Source organism: Variovorax sp. YR266, from assembly GCF_900107295.1.
GTDB lineage: Bacteria > Pseudomonadota > Gammaproteobacteria > Burkholderiales > Burkholderiaceae_C > Variovorax.
Window position 1 is genome coordinate 916505 of the sequence record NZ_FNPM01000001.1, and the last position, 15312, is coordinate 931816.

The following is a 15312-nucleotide window of genomic DNA, read 5'->3' on the forward strand; positions in this document are numbered from 1 at the left end:
GCTGCTCGCGAACACATGTTCATTTAACGGAAATCGCGCTGCGCGGTTGCGCGCGCCTACTCACAATGCCGTGTCGGGCAGCGAAAACGACATGTCTGCGACATGCTGAAGCGACGCCTTTCGACCGCTCCTCAACCGATTTTGAGACAAGAGTTTCCAATGAACAATTCCCAACGCATTCAACATATTGTCGTGGTCGGAGGCGGCCTGGGCGGGCTCACCGCGGCCTTGGCATTGATCCTCCAGGGCTTTCAAGTCACCGTTCTGGAGCAGGCTCCAGCATTGGGTGAGGTGGGAGCAGGTGTGCAACTCAGTGCGAACGCCACGCGCGTGCTCAGCCTGCTTGGCCTGGACGATGCGATCTCGGCGGTAGGTGCGGAAGCCGCAGGCAAGGAGATCCGGCTCTGGAGCACCGGGCAAACGTGGAAGATCTTCGACCTGGGTGAGGCCTCGCGAGAGCAGTACGGCCATCCTTTTTGCATGTTTCATCGCGCGGACCTCCACAACGCGCTTGAGCAAGGCGTGCGAAAGATCGGGCCGTCAGTCATCCGGCTAAACAGCCGGTGCGAGTCCATCGACACCTCGGGACCCCGTCCTGTTGTGGTGCTTGCCAGCGGCGAGCGAATCGAGGGCGACGTGGTGGTGGGCGCCGATGGTGTCCACTCGAGGGTTCGCCTGACGATTGCCGGGCCTGACAAGCCGCAATTCTCGGGATGCCATGCTTGGCGCGGCGTCATTCCGACGGATCGCCTACCGAAGCATCTGCGCGCGGCCGTGGGCGTTAACTGGGTTGGCCCGGGACGGCACGTTGTCCACTACCCGCTGCGCCGTGGCGAACTCACCAATTTCGTCGGCATTGTCGAAGGCAAGGACTGGCAGGTGGAGTCTTGGACGCAGCAAGGTTCGATGGCCGAGTGCCTCCGGGACTTCGAGGCCTGGCATGAGGATGTGCACACGCTGATCCGCTCGGTCGACACCCACTTCAAGTGGGCGCTCATGGTGCGCGAGCCCATCATGCGATGGTCCGAAGGGCGCGTGACCTTGCTGGGCGATTCGGCACATCCGACGCTGCCTTTCCTGGGACAGGGAGCCGGCATGGCCATGGAAGACGGGTATGTTCTGGCGCGTGCACTGGCCGCCCATCGCGACGACGTGGGCGCTGCGCTCGCAGCCTATGAGGCCGCGCGCGCGGCGCGCACCGCCCGCGTGGTACGCGGATCCAATGAGAACGCCGCGCGTTTCCACAACCCCAGGTTGGCCAACGCAGCAGGCGCGACACAGTACATCGAAGAGCAATGGGCGGCTGACAAAGTACGGCAACGCTACGAATGGCTGTTCGAGTACAAGGTCGACGAAGTCCCTGTGTGATTCGGAGTACAGAAAAAAACAGGCGCGAGGAGTCGCCTGCTCAAGTCTCTCGAGCCGCCCGCGGGCTTCGGCCAGCCCCTGTCGATCAGGCCAGCGTGTACGCCGTCTTCACCGTGGTGAAGAACTCCTGCGCATACTTGCCCTGCTCGCGCGGACCGTAGCTGCTGCCCTTGCGGCCGCCGAACGGCACGTGGTAGTCCACACCCGCCGTCGGCAGGTTGACCATCACCATGCCGGCCTGGCTGTGGCGCTTGAAGTGCGTGGCGTACTTCAGGCTCGTGGTCGCAATGCCCGCCGAGAGCCCGAACTCCGTGTCGTTGGCCGTGGCCAGCGCCTCCTCGTAGTTCTTCACCCGGATCACACTGGCCACCGGCCCGAAGATCTCCTCCTTGTTGATGCGCATGGCCGCTGCCGACTCACTGAAGAGGGCCGGCGACATGTAGTAGCCGTCGGTCTCCAGCTTCAAGAGCTCGCCGCCCGCGGCCAGCGTGGCACCCTCGCCCTTGCCGATGGCGATGTATTCCATGTCCTGGTCGAGCTGCGACTTCGACGAGACGGGGCCGACATCGGTACCCTGGGCCAGCGCATCGCCCACCTTGATCTTCGCCATGCGCGCCTTCATCGCCTCGATGAACTTCGGGTAGATGCCTTCGGTCACGATGAGCCGGCTCGACGCCGTGCAGCGCTGGCCGGTGGAATAGAACGCGCTTTGCACGCTGAGCTCCACGGCCTGCGCCAGGTCGGCGTCGTCCAGGATCACCTGCGGGTTCTTGCCGCCCATTTCGAGCTGCACCTTCTTGTGCCTGGTGACGCACTGCACCGCGATGTTGCGGCCCACGCCGACCGAGCCCGTGAAGCTGATCGCATGGATGCCGGGGTGGTTGACCAGCGCTTCGCCGATCACGCTGCCGCGGCCCATCACGAGGTTGAACACGCCCGCCGGGATGCCCGAGCGGCTGATGATTTCGGACAGCGCCCAGGCGCAGCCCGGCACGAGGTCCGCGGGCTTGAGCACCACGCAGTTGCCGAAGGCGAGCGCGGGCGCGATCTTCCAGGCCGGAATGGCAATGGGGAAGTTCCAGGGCGTGATGAGGCCGACCACGCCGACCGGCTCGCGCGTGATTTCCACGCCGATGTTCGGACGCACCGAGGGCAGCAGCTCGCCCGACAGGCGCAGGCATTCGCCGGCGAAGAACTTGAAGATCTGGCCGGCACGGGTGGCTTCGCCGATGCCTTCGGCGCGGGTCTTGCCCTCTTCGCGGGCGAGCAGGGTGCCGAGCTCTTCCTTGCGCGCGAGGATCTCGGTGCCGATCTTGTCCAGGGCGTCGGAGCGCGCCTGGATACTGCCGGTGGCCCAGGCCGGGAAGGCGGCGGTGGCGGCTGCCACGGCGGCATCGACATGGGCGGCATCGCCCTGCGTGTACTCGGCAATGGTGTCGTCGAGATTCGACGGATTCAGGTTCGGGCTGTAGGCTTGGCCCTTGACCCACTTGCCGCCGATGAGATTGTCGTGTTGTTGCATGTCTGATGACGCCTTTGGTTATCGCACAGTACGAAGGGATCGGCCCCAGCTTCTCAACCGGCGGATACCGGTTCGCACTGCCGCGGCGCCGCCGCCGGGCATGACAAACATGCAGGCGATGAGCAGGACGCCGTAGATGGCCCAGGGCGCAGCCTTGGAAATCCCTCCCGCAAGACTCGGGACGAATTGTAGGAACAAGGCGCCGACGATTGCGCCCGGAATCGAAGCCAGGCCACCGATCACCACGCCAATCATCAACGAGAGGGAAAGGAAGATGGTGAAGCTGTCCGGTGCGACGAAAGCCACGATGGTCGCGCTCAGCGCGCCCGCAACGCCTGTATAGAGCGCGCTGACGGCAAATGCCAGACTCTTGAACATCGCGATGTCCACGCCCATGGATCCAGCCGCAGTGGGCTGATCGCGTATCGCGACCAGCGCTCTTCCGACCCTGCCTCGCAAGAGATTCCATGCAACGGCGAACAGGAACGCGGCAATGCCCAGCGTCAACAAATAGAGCCAGCGGTCGGGACTCAGCGCCATGCCGAGCATCGATTCGATGGGCGGATCGGGCTTGGACAGGACGATCCCCTGGACGCCGCCCGTCCACGCCTCCAGGCTCTTGTGTTTGAGAAGCTGCGGCAGGGCGACGCCCAAGGCAAAGGTGGCCAGCGCCAGGTAATGTCCCTCCAGCCTCAGGATCGGAAGGCCGAACAGAAACCCGGCCACAAGACAGACCAAGGCCGCGGTAGGAATAGTGAGCCAGTAAGGGACTTGGTAGTGGTCCATCAATATCGCGGCGGTATACGCGCCGATCGCGAAGAAGGCACCATGGCCCAGCGAAATCTGACCGGTGAAGCCAGTCAGAAGATTGAGGCCCAGTATGGCGATCGCATAGACGAGCACCATGGTCACCTGGAACAGGCGGTAATCCGTGAGGAAGATCGGCAGGCTGCACGCGCACAGCAGCAGCACCGCGATGCCGATCATCCGGCCATTTTCCAACCCGTCGGTATTCGGGGATTTCATATCAGACCCTCTTCACGATGACTTGCCCGAAGAGTCCCGCAGGCTTGAGCAGCAGCACACCCACGATCAGCACGAGCGCCAGCGTCAGTTTCAGTTCGTCCCCGATGAGATAGGCACCCACCAGGTTCTCAAGCAATCCGACGATGAAGCCGCCGACGATGGCGCCAAGCGGACTGTCGATGCCCCCCAGCAGCGCCGCTGCAAAGGCATAGATCAGGACACCCGACATCATGTAGGGGTCGAGGAACACCTTGGGTGCCACCAGCATCCCTGCAGTGGAGCCGATTGCGGCTGCCAGTCCCCAGCCCAACGCAAGCATCCAACCGACGCGAATCCCAACCAGGCGGCTTGATTCCGGATTCTGGGCGGCCGCACGCATGGCAAGGCCCAACGAGGTGTAGCGGAAGAAGACATACAGCAGTGTGACGACAAGGAGGGTGACGCCAAGGCTTCCCAACTCGTGCCACGAAATGAATGTCAGGCCAAAGGGGGGCTCCACGGGAAACGGGCTTGGGAACGTCTTGATGGTGTAGGTGAACATCCAGCCCGCGACGCTGTTGAGGATCACGAGCAGGCCCACCGAGACCACGACCATCGACAGTGCCGGCGCGTGCTGCAACGGCCGGATCACCAGGCGCTCGATCGCAACGCCCATGCCGAATGCCAGCAGGACGGTGGCGCCGAACGCAATCCAATAGGGAATGCCGGCATTGATGAGCACCCAAGCCAGATAGGTCGAGAACATGGCCATCTCTCCCTGCGCGAAATTGATGCGGCCGGTGGACTTGAAGATCATGACGAGTGCCAGTGCCAGCGTGGCGTAGATGCCGCCACTGGACAGGCCGGAGATGATCTGATTGACAAGGGTTTCCATCTGGGATTCCGGATATGGAGAGCTACTCTCCGAGATAGGAGCGACGCACAGCGTCATTGCGCTTGACCTCACCCGATTCCCCGGACAGTACAAGCCGCCCCGTTTCGATCAGGTAGGCGTAGTCGGCCAGTTCCAGCGCAATCGCAGCGTTTTGCTCAACAAGCAGGATGCTCATTCCTTCCTTCTCTCGTATGAGGCGCATGATCTCGAAGATCTCTTGGACCACAAGCGGAGCCAGGCCAAAGGAGGGCTCGTCCAGGAGCAGGAGCTTGGGCCTGAGCATCAGGGCGCGCCCGATCGCAAGCATCTGCTGTTCGCCCCCGGACAATGTGCCTGCCTGCTGTTTTCGGCGCTCCTTGAGTCGAGGAAAGTAGGCGTATACGCGCTCCCGATCGAGGGCCACCTCGGCCTTGTCCTTGCGAACGTAGCTGCCGAGCTGGAGGTTCTCTTCCGCGGACAGGCCAGTGAAGGTGCCGCGGCCGTCAGGGACATGGGCAATGCCCAACCGAACGATCTTCTCTGTCGGCAAGCGACTGATGTTCTCGCCGTTGAAACGTACCTCGCCTGCGCTATCGACCATGTGGCACAGCGCCCGCAGCGTCGTTGTCTTGCCCGCGCCATTCGCCCCCAGCAACGTCACGATGGATGCGGTCTCGATGCGCAGATCCAGCCCATGCAACACCCGATTCCCGCGATAGGACGCGCAGAGGTTATTGACTTCCAGCAGGGCGGTCATTTCTTCGCTCCCCCGAGATAGGCCTGAATGACATTCGCGTCCTGCTGCACCTGCGAGGGCGTTCCCTCCGCGATCTTCTGTCCGAAATTCAACGCCACGACCTTGTCCGAAACGCCCATCACAAGACTCATGTGGTGTTCGACAAGGAGAATGCCCATCTTCAATCTCGAGCGAATCTGGAGAATGAGACCTCGTAGGTCTTCCACCTCCTCATGGTTGAGGCCGGCGGCGGGTTCGTCGAGCAGCAGCAGCGTCGGGTCGCTCGCCAGGGCTCGCCCCAGCTCGACTCGCTTTCGTGTGCCGAACGGGAGGTCGCCCACGAGCCTGTCGGCCACCGCCCCGAGTTCGAGGAACTCGATGAGCTCATGGGCCCGGCGACCGGTCTCGGCTTCCTCGGCGGCGACGCCTGGCAAGCGGAACGCGTTCGCCAGAAAGCCCTTGCGTGTGCGGCAGTGCCGGCCGACCTTGATGTTGTCGACCACGGACATGCTGTTGAACAAGGCGAGGTTCTGGAAGGTTCGCCCAATTCCGAGATCGGCCATCCGGTACCTCGGGTATGCATCCAACCGGTGCCCGTCAAACACGATCTGCCCTTCGCTGTACTCATAGAGGCGTGACAGACAGTTGAACAACGAGGTCTTTCCGGCGCCGTTGGGGCCGATCAATCCGAGCACCGTCTGTCGGTCCATGTCGAAAGACACGCCATTGAGCGCCGTGATGCCGCCGAACCTTAGCGTGACCTGGTTGACCGACAACAACCGCGCGTCAGCGGCGGCAACGCCCTTGGTGCTCAATGCGCCGGCTTCTCGAGCGGAGAGCTTCTGACTGAAGTGGGGTACCGCTTGCAACATCGCACGGTTCATTTGGATACGTCTTCCATTGGCACCCAGGCCTTGCCGTCGAAACGCTGGAGCCGCAATTTCTTGATCGCGAGGTAGTCATCGGGAGTGATGTTGACCTCGGTGCCATCTAGGAGCATCGCAAGCTTCACGTTCTTCAGCGACGTTGCCTGTTTCAACAGGTTCTCCCGCGTCAGGTTGTCCTTGCAACGCTCAAGGATCAAGGTGGCCAATTGCGCAGCGGTGTAGGCCCAGACGGTGTTGGTGTCCGAGGGATCACCCTCTGGGTACCACTTGGCCATGAACGACAAGTACTCCGCCACGTCCCTGTCGGTGCCCTTGCCGATGTTTGCGGGGTCCTTGACGACCGAGCCAGTGACGAGCCCTGTGGAAATGTCCAGCCCCGCCGGCGTGAGGACTGCCCCCTTCGAACTGGCGATGAAGCTGATGAAGTGCAGCGGCTTCCAGCCGAGGTCATGCACCTTCCTGATCGCTTGGGCGCCGAACTTCTGGGTGGTGACGTCTAGCAGCGTATCGGCTCCCGAGCCCTTGAGCGCAATGATCTGCGAGTCGATGCTCGGCGCGGAAGTCTCGTACGACGCCTCGCGCACGACCATCCTGCTGGCGTTGCTGCCGAGTTCGGCCTTGAAAGCCCGCAGGAAATCCTTCCCGAGATCGTCGTTCTGGTACAGGATCGCGACCTTGGCATCGGGCTTGTTCTTCGCTAGGTATCTGGCATAGCTGACCGCCTCGATCTCGTAGCTCGGGTAATAGCCCATCGTGTACGGACTCTCCTTCGGATCGATGAACCGCTTGGCGCCCGAAATCAACAGCAGGCTCGGCACCTTTTTCTGGTTCAGGTATTTCTGAACCGCCGCGAGAGTCGGCGTGCCGAGCGTGCCGATGATGGCGAAGACGCCCTCATCCTCGACGAGCTTGCGATGGTGCTCCAGCGTGCGCGGGGGGCTGAACTCGTCATCCAGGGAGATGAACTTGATCTTGCGGCCGTTGATCCCGCCCTTGGCGTTGACCATGTTGAAGTAGGCGTTCATCATCTTCCCGTTCACGGAAGCAGCCGACACCGGTCCACTGTAGGGATTGGTCTGCCCGATCTTGATCTCGGTGTCCGAGACGCCAGGACCATATGCCTTCTGGGCGTGCACGCTCCCCCCTGCGGTCAGCAGTAAAACGGCGGCAATCCATCCTGTGATCTTGTCTCTCATGATTGTTCTCCTGATCGTGTGGGGTGAATTCTTTGGGACTGGGCGTCACGACACCGAAGGCAACACGACGATATTGGTAAAGCCGCTGTCGGCCTCGGCTGCAGCCGAGATGGCCTGGTTGACGTCGTCGAGCCCGAAACGCTTGTGATCGAGCAGGCGCAGATCCAGCGTGCCGGCAGCGGCCATCGTTGCCATGTCCTGTCCTTCGGCAACAGTGAACCAGCGGGATCCGATGAGGTAGGCATTCTTGGCCAATCCCCAGAAGGGATCGAGGGTCAGCGCCTCGGACATCCCGCCTGGAAGCACAGTCCGCCCGCCCGTACGCATTGCGCGCATGGCCGCCATCGTCGACTCGGCAGGCGTCTTCGGGGGAAGGGTATCGACGACGGCATCGACACCATAGCCGTCGGTGAGCGACAAGGCCCAATCCCGTATGGAGACGCCGGAATCCTGAACCGACAGGACTTCGATGCGTTCAGGCGCCAGGCGCTTGACCCGATCGAGCGGCGCCTGCCGGCGGCCGGTTCCGAGGATCTTGCTGGCGCCCATCGCGAGCGCCATCATGGTCGTGTTGACACCGAGCGTTCCGCCAATACCGTTGATCAGCACGGTCGAACCGGGCCGGACATCGGCCTTTCGCAGCGCGCCGTACCCGGTACCCAGGTACCCGAATCGGGCCGCCTCCTCGAACTTCAGCGTCTCAGGCAATGTGACGAGGCAAGCCTGAGGTGCAACGACGAATTCGGACAATCCTCCGAAGGGGTACTGCTTGAAGATCCCCGGCGTTGCGGGACCACGTCCGAAGTAGCCGCGGTAGGTGAAGCTGTCGCAGTTCAGGATATCGCCGCTGCGGCAATAGCGACAGCCACCGCAGCCGGTGGCAGGATTGACATACACGCGTTGGCCGGGCCGGAACGCGTGGACGCTGTTCCCCACGGCGGCCACAACGCCGGCTGCATCGAGGCCGAACGATGCCGGCAATGCCGGCAGCGGCATCTCCGGGTGCCATGCGGGCCAGTGCGTCAGTATGTTCCTGAGATTGGGAACGACGTTACAGGCTTTCACTGCAACGATCACATCCGTCGGCCCCGGTTGGGGGATGGGAAGCGTATCGATCTGCAACGGCGCGCCGATTTCGTGCATACGAGCTACACGCATCGTGCCACCGGCCTTGAATTCCGGGAGCGATGTCTCTTTGATCATGATTGTCTCTTTCACACCTGTCTGAACATTGCGAGGGCCCGACTGCGCTATCTGAGACAGCGGGCAAAGAGCGACAGCAGCCGCTCCCAGTGGCGCTCCGCCTGCACCTGGTCATAGACGTTCGCGCGCCCCGGGAAAACAAAACCGTGCCGGGCGCCGGGATACCACTCGATGCGGTGCGGTGCTGAACCTTGATCCAATGCCGCGGCAAGCGTGGCAATCGTTGCCTTGTCCGCCCACTTGTCGATCTCGGCGCAGCCGAAATACATCTCGGCCTTCACCCCCTTGACCAGTCGGTGCGGGGAGTCTTCGCGGTCGGTCACGAGATTGGCACCATGGAAGGACGCCGCACAATCAATTCGATCCGGGAAGCGTTCGGCCGCCGCGATCACGAAGGGGCCGCTCATGCAATAGCCGACGGCGCCGATCCGCGCCGCCATGGCTTCGGGTTGCTCATCGACGAAGCGCAGCAACGCCTCGGTATCGTCGGCGACCAGACCGTTCGTCAATGTCTCCATGAGACGCAGCATTTCCTGGATTCCCGTCTCACTCCACCTCATGCGGAATTCGGGCGTCGTGCGGTAGTAGAGATTCGGCAGTACCGTGTAGTAGCCTGCCGATGCGATCCGGCGCGCCATGTCGCTGAGTTCATCGCGTCTGCCCGCGGCATCCATGTAGAAGAACACCACAGGATGGGCCCCGGGCTGCGCCGGACGGACGATCAGGGTATTCATCGACCCATCGGCCGTGCGGATATCCACTTCCTTCTCGATCAGCGCAACAGTCATTTCTTCATCTCCTGCAAGGGATCGGGCATGCACGTCATTCGGGCCTGATGTTTGCAGCCTTGGTGACCTTGGCCCACTTCGTCGTCTCGGCAGCGATGTAGTCTCCGAACGCCTTGGGTGTGCTCGGAGCGGGCTCGGCGCCAAGATTGCGCATACTGGATTTGACCCGCTCGTCGGCAAGGGCCGCGTTCAACTCTGCGTTGAGCTTGACCACGACGGCGTCAGGCGTGTTTGTCGGCGCGACCAGCCCGAACCAGCCCGTCGACTCATAGCCCGGCACGCCTGCCTCCGCGACCGTTGGGACGTCAGGGAGCATCGGGAGCCGCTGCGCGCTGGTCACGGCATACGCAAGCAGCTTTCCGGCCTTGATCTGTTGCAGCGATGCCGGCAGATCGACCATGGCGAGTGGAATCTGTCCGCCCAGCACATCGACGGTGGCAGGTCCATTGCCGCGATAGGGAATCTCGAGAAGGTCAATGTCCGCCATTTGCCTGAAAAGCGCCGTCGACAAGTGCATGGCCGTGCCGTTTCCGCCGTGGCCCATCGAAATGGTGCCCGGCTTTGCCTTGGCAGACGCGATGACGTCCTTCAGCGTGAGGGCGCCAGACCTCGGGTTGCCCACGATCACGAAGGGCGTCGCAGCGAGCATGCCCACCGGTTTGAAGTCTTTGGCCGGGTCATAGGGCATTGGTGAATACAGACTGACGTTGGCAGCCAGGCCGCCAGCGGCACCCAACCCCAGGGTATGGCCGTCAGCAAGAGCCCTCGCGACCACAGTCAGCCCCACATTGCCTCCTGCGCCCGGCCTGTTGTCTACCACGATGGGCTGACCCAGTTTCTCGCTCAAGCGAGGAAGGACCAAACGCACCATGGAATCGGCGGCACCACCCGGCGGAAACGTGACAACCAGCCGGATGGGCTTGGTCGGATAGGCTGCTGCGCCGTCCTGCGCGCACGCGAACTGCATCAGCAGCATGCTGAAAAATCCCAGACACAGCAGCCGAGTAGCACTCAATTTCATCGTTGTCTCCATCTCTTTATTCGGGCGCCGGCGCATTCACTTGCCGAAATGAGCGCTCCGGTCCTTCACAGGCATGAAGGTCGCATCGGCGCGGTGCGCGCGCCCGATTTCGGTCCCAATGTCTTCATCACTTGTCTCGAGGTCGAGGGATCACGCGGGGGGCCGCCTCGCCTGCCGCGGCGTGTCCGCATGAACCTCCACCATGTTCTGCTCCATGTCCTCAAGCTGGTGGAAAATCGCGTCTCCGTGGTTGCGACCGCGTATCCAGGTTGCGCCGACCTTCAAGGCGTGGGTCCGGGCTTGGCGAGGATGGCCCCTGGCCCCATTCGCTCACCTCGAACGACGACGGACCGAGCGTGCTCGGAGTTGCGGGAGCGCCAGTTGGCGACGCCGATCCAGGTTACCGCTCATGAAAACCAGCATCATCGAGAGCGTCTTGCCGACCTGCAGCCGTTGTGCTTGAAAGAAATCAGTTTCATGTCGCTTGCGCTCCAGATGGAATCAGTGCGGATGCGAAAGTTTATGCACCAACCCACGGAAGGTGCATAAAGTTTCCATCAGATGGACATGAGCAGCTTTTTGCACATTTGCGCATCGCGATATTGCAGCGCACATTGCTTGCAGGGACCGGCAGGGCCCTCGTCGCACAAGCCTTTTCCCGACTGCGCAAGGAGACCTTGCCCGGCGGCCTTGCACTGGCGCCAGGCGCAAATTTGATGAACTGCAGCAGGCGTGTACATGCCTGCGCTCGGTTTGAGTAAGGCCGAGAAATTTCGTTCGTTGCCTGCTCTGGGCGCTGCTGTCTTCGTGGACGCGGTGTTCGGGGCTGAAGGCTTGGGCGTCGAATTGCAAATGGACACCCTCCGCGCCATCATGATCATCGGCCCCGGGGGGCGCGGCCCTCAGGTCGCCTTGATCGCGAATCGCTTGATGATGTCGCCGTATTGCTTCGACTCGACCCGCATGCGCTGCGCGAACTGTGCGCCCGAGATGCCCACGACGTCGGTGCCCATGGATGTCAGCTTGGCACGGGTTTCCGGTCGCTGAAGTATCGCGAGCATCGCCTTCTCGAGCTTCTGAACGACCTCGGCCGGCGAGCGCGAGGGCACCAGCACGCCATACCAGGCGACGAAATCCTCGTCGCGCATGATGCCGATCGCCTCGCCGAGCGTCGGGACATTGGGCACCAGCGGCGAGCGTTGCGGCTGCGTGACCGCCAATGCCGTCAATTTGCCCGAATGGAGATGCGAGAGCAACGGCGGCGCACCGACGAGCGCGAACGACACCTCGCCGCTCAGTGCCGCAACCGTGGCCGGCCCGGCCCCCTTGTATGGCACGTGCATGATGTCCATACCCGTTTGCCACCGCATCAACTCCACGGCAATGTGCTGCGGCGTCCCGTTGCCGGGTGTGCCGATGGTGATGCCGGCCGGGGCGTTTTTCGCGGCGTTCAACGCTTCGCGCAACGACTTGGTACCGAGCGCCGTATTGCAGACCAGGATGTTGGGCGATTGCGAGACGAGCACGACGGGGGTGAAGTCCGAGAGCGGCGCATAAGAAGCCTTGGCCTGGAGCCAGGGCGTGATGGTGAGCTCGGGATTGCCGGCCAGGAGGATCGTGTACCCGTCCGCAGCCGCCTTGGCCGCAGCGTCGGCACCGACCATGCCACCCGCACCGGCCTTGTTGTCGATGACGAAGCTCTGGTGAAGTTCCTCGCCCAAGCCCTGTCCCACCAGGCGTGCGACCGCGTCGATGCCGCCGCCGGCGGAGTACGGCACGATCATTCGCACGGGCTGGCTCGGGTAACCCTGCGCAAGAGCTGAGCCTGCCGCTCCGAACATGGAGGCGCCTAAGGCGGCGAGGACTGTTCTGCGTTGCATGGTGTGTCTCCTTCTTCTTGATCGAGTATCCGGCCTGCATTCAGCAGTTGTTGCGGATCTAGTGCCTGCTTCAGGCGTCGCATGAGGTCAATTTCCGACGGATGACGCGAGACCGAGAGAAACGGCTTCTTCAGCCGGCCAACGCCGTGCTCCGCGCTCACCGTGCCATGGCGGCCGCGCAGCGCGTCGTAGGCGATCTCTTCGACCTCGTGCAGTTGCTGCTCGTCGACCGGCCCGCTGATGATGTGCAGATTGTTGTCGCCAAGGTGCCCAAGGAACAGATGCTCGGCCGAGGGGACGCGCCGCCGCAGGGTGGCGTCGACCTGGGCGATGTAGCTCGCGGTTTCCGACCAAGGCATGCCGATGTCGAGCGCTGCGACGGGCTTCAGGTGCGACAGCACTTCGGGAATCGATTCGCGCAGGCGCCAGAAGGCGTCGCGATGCGCCAGGCTCGCTGCCAGCGCACAGTCCATGATCTCCTCTTTTTCCAGCGCGTCGGACAAGGCTGCCTCAAGGGGCCCGGCCATTGATTGCCCGAGCGGACCGGCAGCCTCGATCAAGACATGCCACCCCGCCTCGCCACCGACGGGCGGGTCTTGCTCACAAAGTTGCGAAGCGAGCCGGACGAAGCGGTCTGACATGAATTCGAACGCGCAAAGCGCGGACCCCAGCCGGCTCTTCAGCGACCGGAGCAAGGCCGGTAGCGCCTCGAATCGATCGGCAGTGCACCATGCAGTCGCCACCTCGCCCATCGGTGGGTGAAGCCTGAGCGTCAATCGCGTGATGATCCCGAGTGTTCCCTCCGTGCCGATGAAGAGAAAGCGCGGATCGAGACCGGTGCTGTTCTTGACCAGGCGGGTTAGCGACGTGATCACGCAGCCATCGGCGAGCACTGCCTCCACGCCCAACACCGAATCGCGCATCGTCCCGTAACGGATCACACGGGTGCCGCCCGCATTGGTCGCCGCGTTGCCGCCGACGGTGCAACTGCCGCGCGCGCCGAGGTCTACGCCGAACATCCAGCCTTGCGCCGCCGCCGCTTCCTGCACTTGCTGCAGCGTCGCGCCCGCCTGCACCTGCATCACGCCTTCGAGGACATCGATTTCCTCGATGCGGTTCATGCGCCCGAGGTTGATCACCACGTCACCGTCGGAGGGAACCGCGCCACCGGCAAGACCAGTCATGCCGCCTTGCACGGTGATCCGCAGATTGTCCTTTTGGCACCGCCGCACGATGGCCGCCACTTCCTCTGTGGTGCTCGGGCGGTGTACCTCGCACGGCATGCCATGCGGCGCACCGCTCCAGTCCGTCAGAAAGCGCTCGTCGATCACGTTCATCCGGCAACCACCGGCACTTTGACGGGCGTTGACGTGGAAGAGCCGAGCTTGTGCGCGACATCCGCCCCGCCATAGCCTTCGATCAACGCAGCCTGGTCCGCCCGCGCCTGCTGGTCGGCTGCATCGGGATCGCAGATCGCAAGCAACGCCTGGTGCATAGAGGCAAGCACGTGCGCATGCTCGGCGCTCGCGGCGAGATCGACCCGTTCCTCCGGGTCGCGCTCGAGGTCGAAAAGCTCCGGTCGGAAGCCGACGTAGTAGTGGTATTTCCAACGCCCCCGGCGCAGCATGAAGCCGCCCGTGTTGCTGCCGGCCGCGTGATATTCGCTGAGGATCGCCCGCTCGGGCTCCGGTTCGGAGCGCGCGATGTCGAACAGCGAGCGACCCGGCCTCCCTTGCATTTCGGGCTCGGGGTCGATACCCGCGCCTTCCAGGATGGTCGGAAACAGATCCAGCAGGTCGACCGGCGTGTCGCAGACCGATGGCGCGACCCCAGGGCCGGCCAGCAACATCGGCACCTTCACGCTTTCCTCGTAGAGCGTCGACTTGCCCCAGACACCGCGCGCGCCGAGGTTGTCACCGTGGTCGGAGGTGTACACGACGTAGGTCGTGTCCTCAAGCCCTGCCGACTTCAGCGCACCGAGGATCTGGCCGACATTGTGGTCAAGCCAACTGCACAGGCCGTAGTAAGCGGCAAAGGCGCGCCTGCGCTCGTCGGCATCGGTAAAGCGATCCTCCGAGTTCATGAAGTCGCAATACTCCTGCACCCAGGGATGGCGCACATAGCCCGTGCCCGGATGGAACTTCGGCTCGGGCAGGCGTTCGGTCGGATAGAGATCGTAGAAGGCCTGGGGCGCGACCAGCGGGAAATGCGGTGCGACGAGGCCTACATACAGCACGAAGCCCTGCCCCTGTGCCCGGGCTGCTTGCGCCAGCCACTCCAGGGTGTGCTGCGTGACGGCACGGTCGTACTGGGTGTACGACGACTCGCCGGGACCGATGCGCTCGCCGAGCATGCGCGGCCCGTCCGGTCGCGGGCGGAACGGGTTGCGGATGGATGCCCACACCATGCCGTGGCCACCGACGACGTGCATCGGGAGATGCTCGGCATCGAAGCCCGCCGGGTCTTCCTCGCTGCGATAGTGAAGTTTGCCGATGCTCTCGACACGGACTTTCTGCTCCTGCAGCACATGACCCCAGCCGCGCTGCTCGCCGGTGTAGGGCATGGCGTTGTCCCAGAGCCTGAGTTGATGCACCCGCATGCCGGTCGCGAAGGCGGCACGCGCCGGGACGCAGATGGGGCTGGGCGTATAGGCGTTGCTGAAGCGCAGGCCGCGACTCGCGAGCGCATCCAAGTGCGGTGTCTGGACGAACGGGTGGCCGGAACAACCCATCATCCGAGGGTCGTGTTCATCCGACATGATGACCACGACGTTCTTGGCCTTGGCCATGTTTTGTCTCCTTCAACGGCGGTTTAGCTCCGCGCTTTTGGAGA

13 protein-coding genes are annotated in these 15312 nt (G+C 63.0%); 1 reads left to right on the top strand and 12 read right to left on the bottom strand.

The features are described 5' to 3' along the window. Positions 1-159 precede the first annotated feature (159 nt). Complete coding sequence (locus BLW48_RS04205; RefSeq protein ID WP_093172846.1) at positions 160-1368, top strand: FAD-dependent monooxygenase; 1209 nt, start codon at positions 160-162, stop codon at positions 1366-1368. Between the two features lie 85 nt (positions 1369-1453). Here the strand turns inward: BLW48_RS04205 and BLW48_RS04210 are convergent, their stop codons facing one another. The 12 genes from BLW48_RS04210 to BLW48_RS04270 form a co-directional block, all read right to left on the bottom strand. Continuing rightward, on the bottom strand, positions 1454-2890 hold the full coding sequence (locus BLW48_RS04210) for an aldehyde dehydrogenase family protein (protein ID WP_093172848.1): 1437 nt from the start codon (positions 2888-2890) through the stop codon (positions 1454-1456). Positions 2891-2908: 18 nt separating this feature from the next. Then, entirely contained in the window at positions 2909-3916 is a 1008-nt protein-coding gene (locus tag BLW48_RS04215) for a branched-chain amino acid ABC transporter permease (RefSeq protein WP_093172850.1), read from the bottom strand. Between the two features lies 1 nt (position 3917). Beyond that, complete coding sequence (locus BLW48_RS04220) at positions 3918-4790, bottom strand: branched-chain amino acid ABC transporter permease (RefSeq protein WP_093172852.1); 873 nt, start codon at positions 4788-4790, stop codon at positions 3918-3920. Between the two features lie 22 nt (positions 4791-4812). Continuing rightward, on the bottom strand, positions 4813-5526 hold the full coding sequence (locus BLW48_RS04225) for an ABC transporter ATP-binding protein (protein WP_093172854.1): 714 nt from the start codon (positions 5524-5526) through the stop codon (positions 4813-4815). Further along, a complete protein-coding gene (locus BLW48_RS04230; protein ID WP_256330696.1) occupies positions 5523-6389 on the bottom strand; it encodes an ABC transporter ATP-binding protein in 867 nt (288 codons plus the stop codon). The genes BLW48_RS04225 and BLW48_RS04230 overlap by 4 nt, the downstream gene beginning before the upstream one ends. Continuing rightward, positions 6386-7588 carry an ABC transporter substrate-binding protein gene (locus BLW48_RS04235; protein ID WP_093172858.1) on the bottom strand — a complete coding sequence of 401 codons (1203 nt, stop codon included), beginning with the start codon at positions 7586-7588 and terminating at the stop codon, positions 6386-6388. The genes BLW48_RS04230 and BLW48_RS04235 overlap by 4 nt, the downstream gene beginning before the upstream one ends. 45 nt (positions 7589-7633) lie before the next feature. After that, positions 7634-8791 carry an alcohol dehydrogenase catalytic domain-containing protein gene (locus tag BLW48_RS04240; protein WP_256330697.1) on the bottom strand — a complete coding sequence of 386 codons (1158 nt, stop codon included), beginning with the start codon at positions 8789-8791 and terminating at the stop codon, positions 7634-7636. Positions 8792-8838: 47 nt separating this feature from the next. After that, entirely contained in the window at positions 8839-9579 is a 741-nt protein-coding gene (locus tag BLW48_RS04245; RefSeq protein WP_218137490.1) for a dienelactone hydrolase family protein, read from the bottom strand. Positions 9580-9613: 34 nt separating this feature from the next. Continuing rightward, a complete protein-coding gene (locus BLW48_RS04250; protein WP_256330698.1) occupies positions 9614-10600 on the bottom strand; it encodes a Bug family tripartite tricarboxylate transporter substrate binding protein in 987 nt (328 codons plus the stop codon). A 902-nt stretch (positions 10601-11502) separates the two neighbouring features. Then, a complete protein-coding gene (locus BLW48_RS04260; RefSeq protein ID WP_093172864.1) occupies positions 11503-12480 on the bottom strand; it encodes a Bug family tripartite tricarboxylate transporter substrate binding protein in 978 nt (325 codons plus the stop codon). Then, positions 12450-13817: an FAD-binding oxidoreductase gene (locus BLW48_RS04265; RefSeq protein ID WP_093172866.1), complete on the bottom strand. Its 1368-nt coding sequence runs from the start codon at positions 13815-13817 to the stop codon at positions 12450-12452. The genes BLW48_RS04260 and BLW48_RS04265 overlap by 31 nt, the downstream gene beginning before the upstream one ends. Next, entirely contained in the window at positions 13814-15268 is a 1455-nt protein-coding gene (locus BLW48_RS04270) for a sulfatase family protein (RefSeq protein WP_093172868.1), read from the bottom strand. The genes BLW48_RS04265 and BLW48_RS04270 overlap by 4 nt, the downstream gene beginning before the upstream one ends. Between the last annotated feature and the right edge of the window lie 44 nt (positions 15269-15312).

What these genes read in the sequence shown, in the direction of transcription:
- BLW48_RS04225 (WP_093172854.1), bottom strand. Translation starts at nt 5,526, where the DNA reads ATGACCGCCCTGCTGGAAGTCAATAACCTCTGCGCGTCCTATCGCGGG.
- BLW48_RS04270 (WP_093172868.1), bottom strand. Translation starts at nt 15,268, where the DNA reads ATGGCCAAGGCCAAGAACGTCGTGGTCATCATGTCGGATGAACACGAC.
- BLW48_RS04230 (WP_256330696.1), bottom strand. Translation starts at nt 6,389, where the DNA reads ATGAACCGTGCGATGTTGCAAGCGGTACCCCACTTCAGTCAGAAGCTC.
- BLW48_RS04250 (WP_256330698.1), bottom strand. Translation starts at nt 10,600, where the DNA reads ATGAAATTGAGTGCTACTCGGCTGCTGTGTCTGGGATTTTTCAGCATG.
- BLW48_RS04235 (WP_093172858.1), bottom strand. Translation starts at nt 7,588, where the DNA reads ATGAGAGACAAGATCACAGGATGGATTGCCGCCGTTTTACTGCTGACC.
- BLW48_RS04260 (WP_093172864.1), bottom strand. Translation starts at nt 12,480, where the DNA reads ATGCAACGCAGAACAGTCCTCGCCGCCTTAGGCGCCTCCATGTTCGGA.
- BLW48_RS04215 (WP_093172850.1), bottom strand. Translation starts at nt 3,916, where the DNA reads ATGAAATCCCCGAATACCGACGGGTTGGAAAATGGCCGGATGATCGGC.
- BLW48_RS04205 (WP_093172846.1), top strand. Translation starts at nt 160, where the DNA reads ATGAACAATTCCCAACGCATTCAACATATTGTCGTGGTCGGAGGCGGC.
- BLW48_RS04265 (WP_093172866.1), bottom strand. Translation starts at nt 13,817, where the DNA reads ATGAACGTGATCGACGAGCGCTTTCTGACGGACTGGAGCGGTGCGCCG.
- BLW48_RS04245 (WP_218137490.1), bottom strand. Translation starts at nt 9,579, where the DNA reads ATGACTGTTGCGCTGATCGAGAAGGAAGTGGATATCCGCACGGCCGAT.
- BLW48_RS04220 (WP_093172852.1), bottom strand. Translation starts at nt 4,790, where the DNA reads ATGGAAACCCTTGTCAATCAGATCATCTCCGGCCTGTCCAGTGGCGGC.
- BLW48_RS04210 (WP_093172848.1), bottom strand. Translation starts at nt 2,890, where the DNA reads ATGCAACAACACGACAATCTCATCGGCGGCAAGTGGGTCAAGGGCCAA.
- BLW48_RS04240 (WP_256330697.1), bottom strand. Translation starts at nt 8,791, where the DNA reads ATGATCAAAGAGACATCGCTCCCGGAATTCAAGGCCGGTGGCACGATG.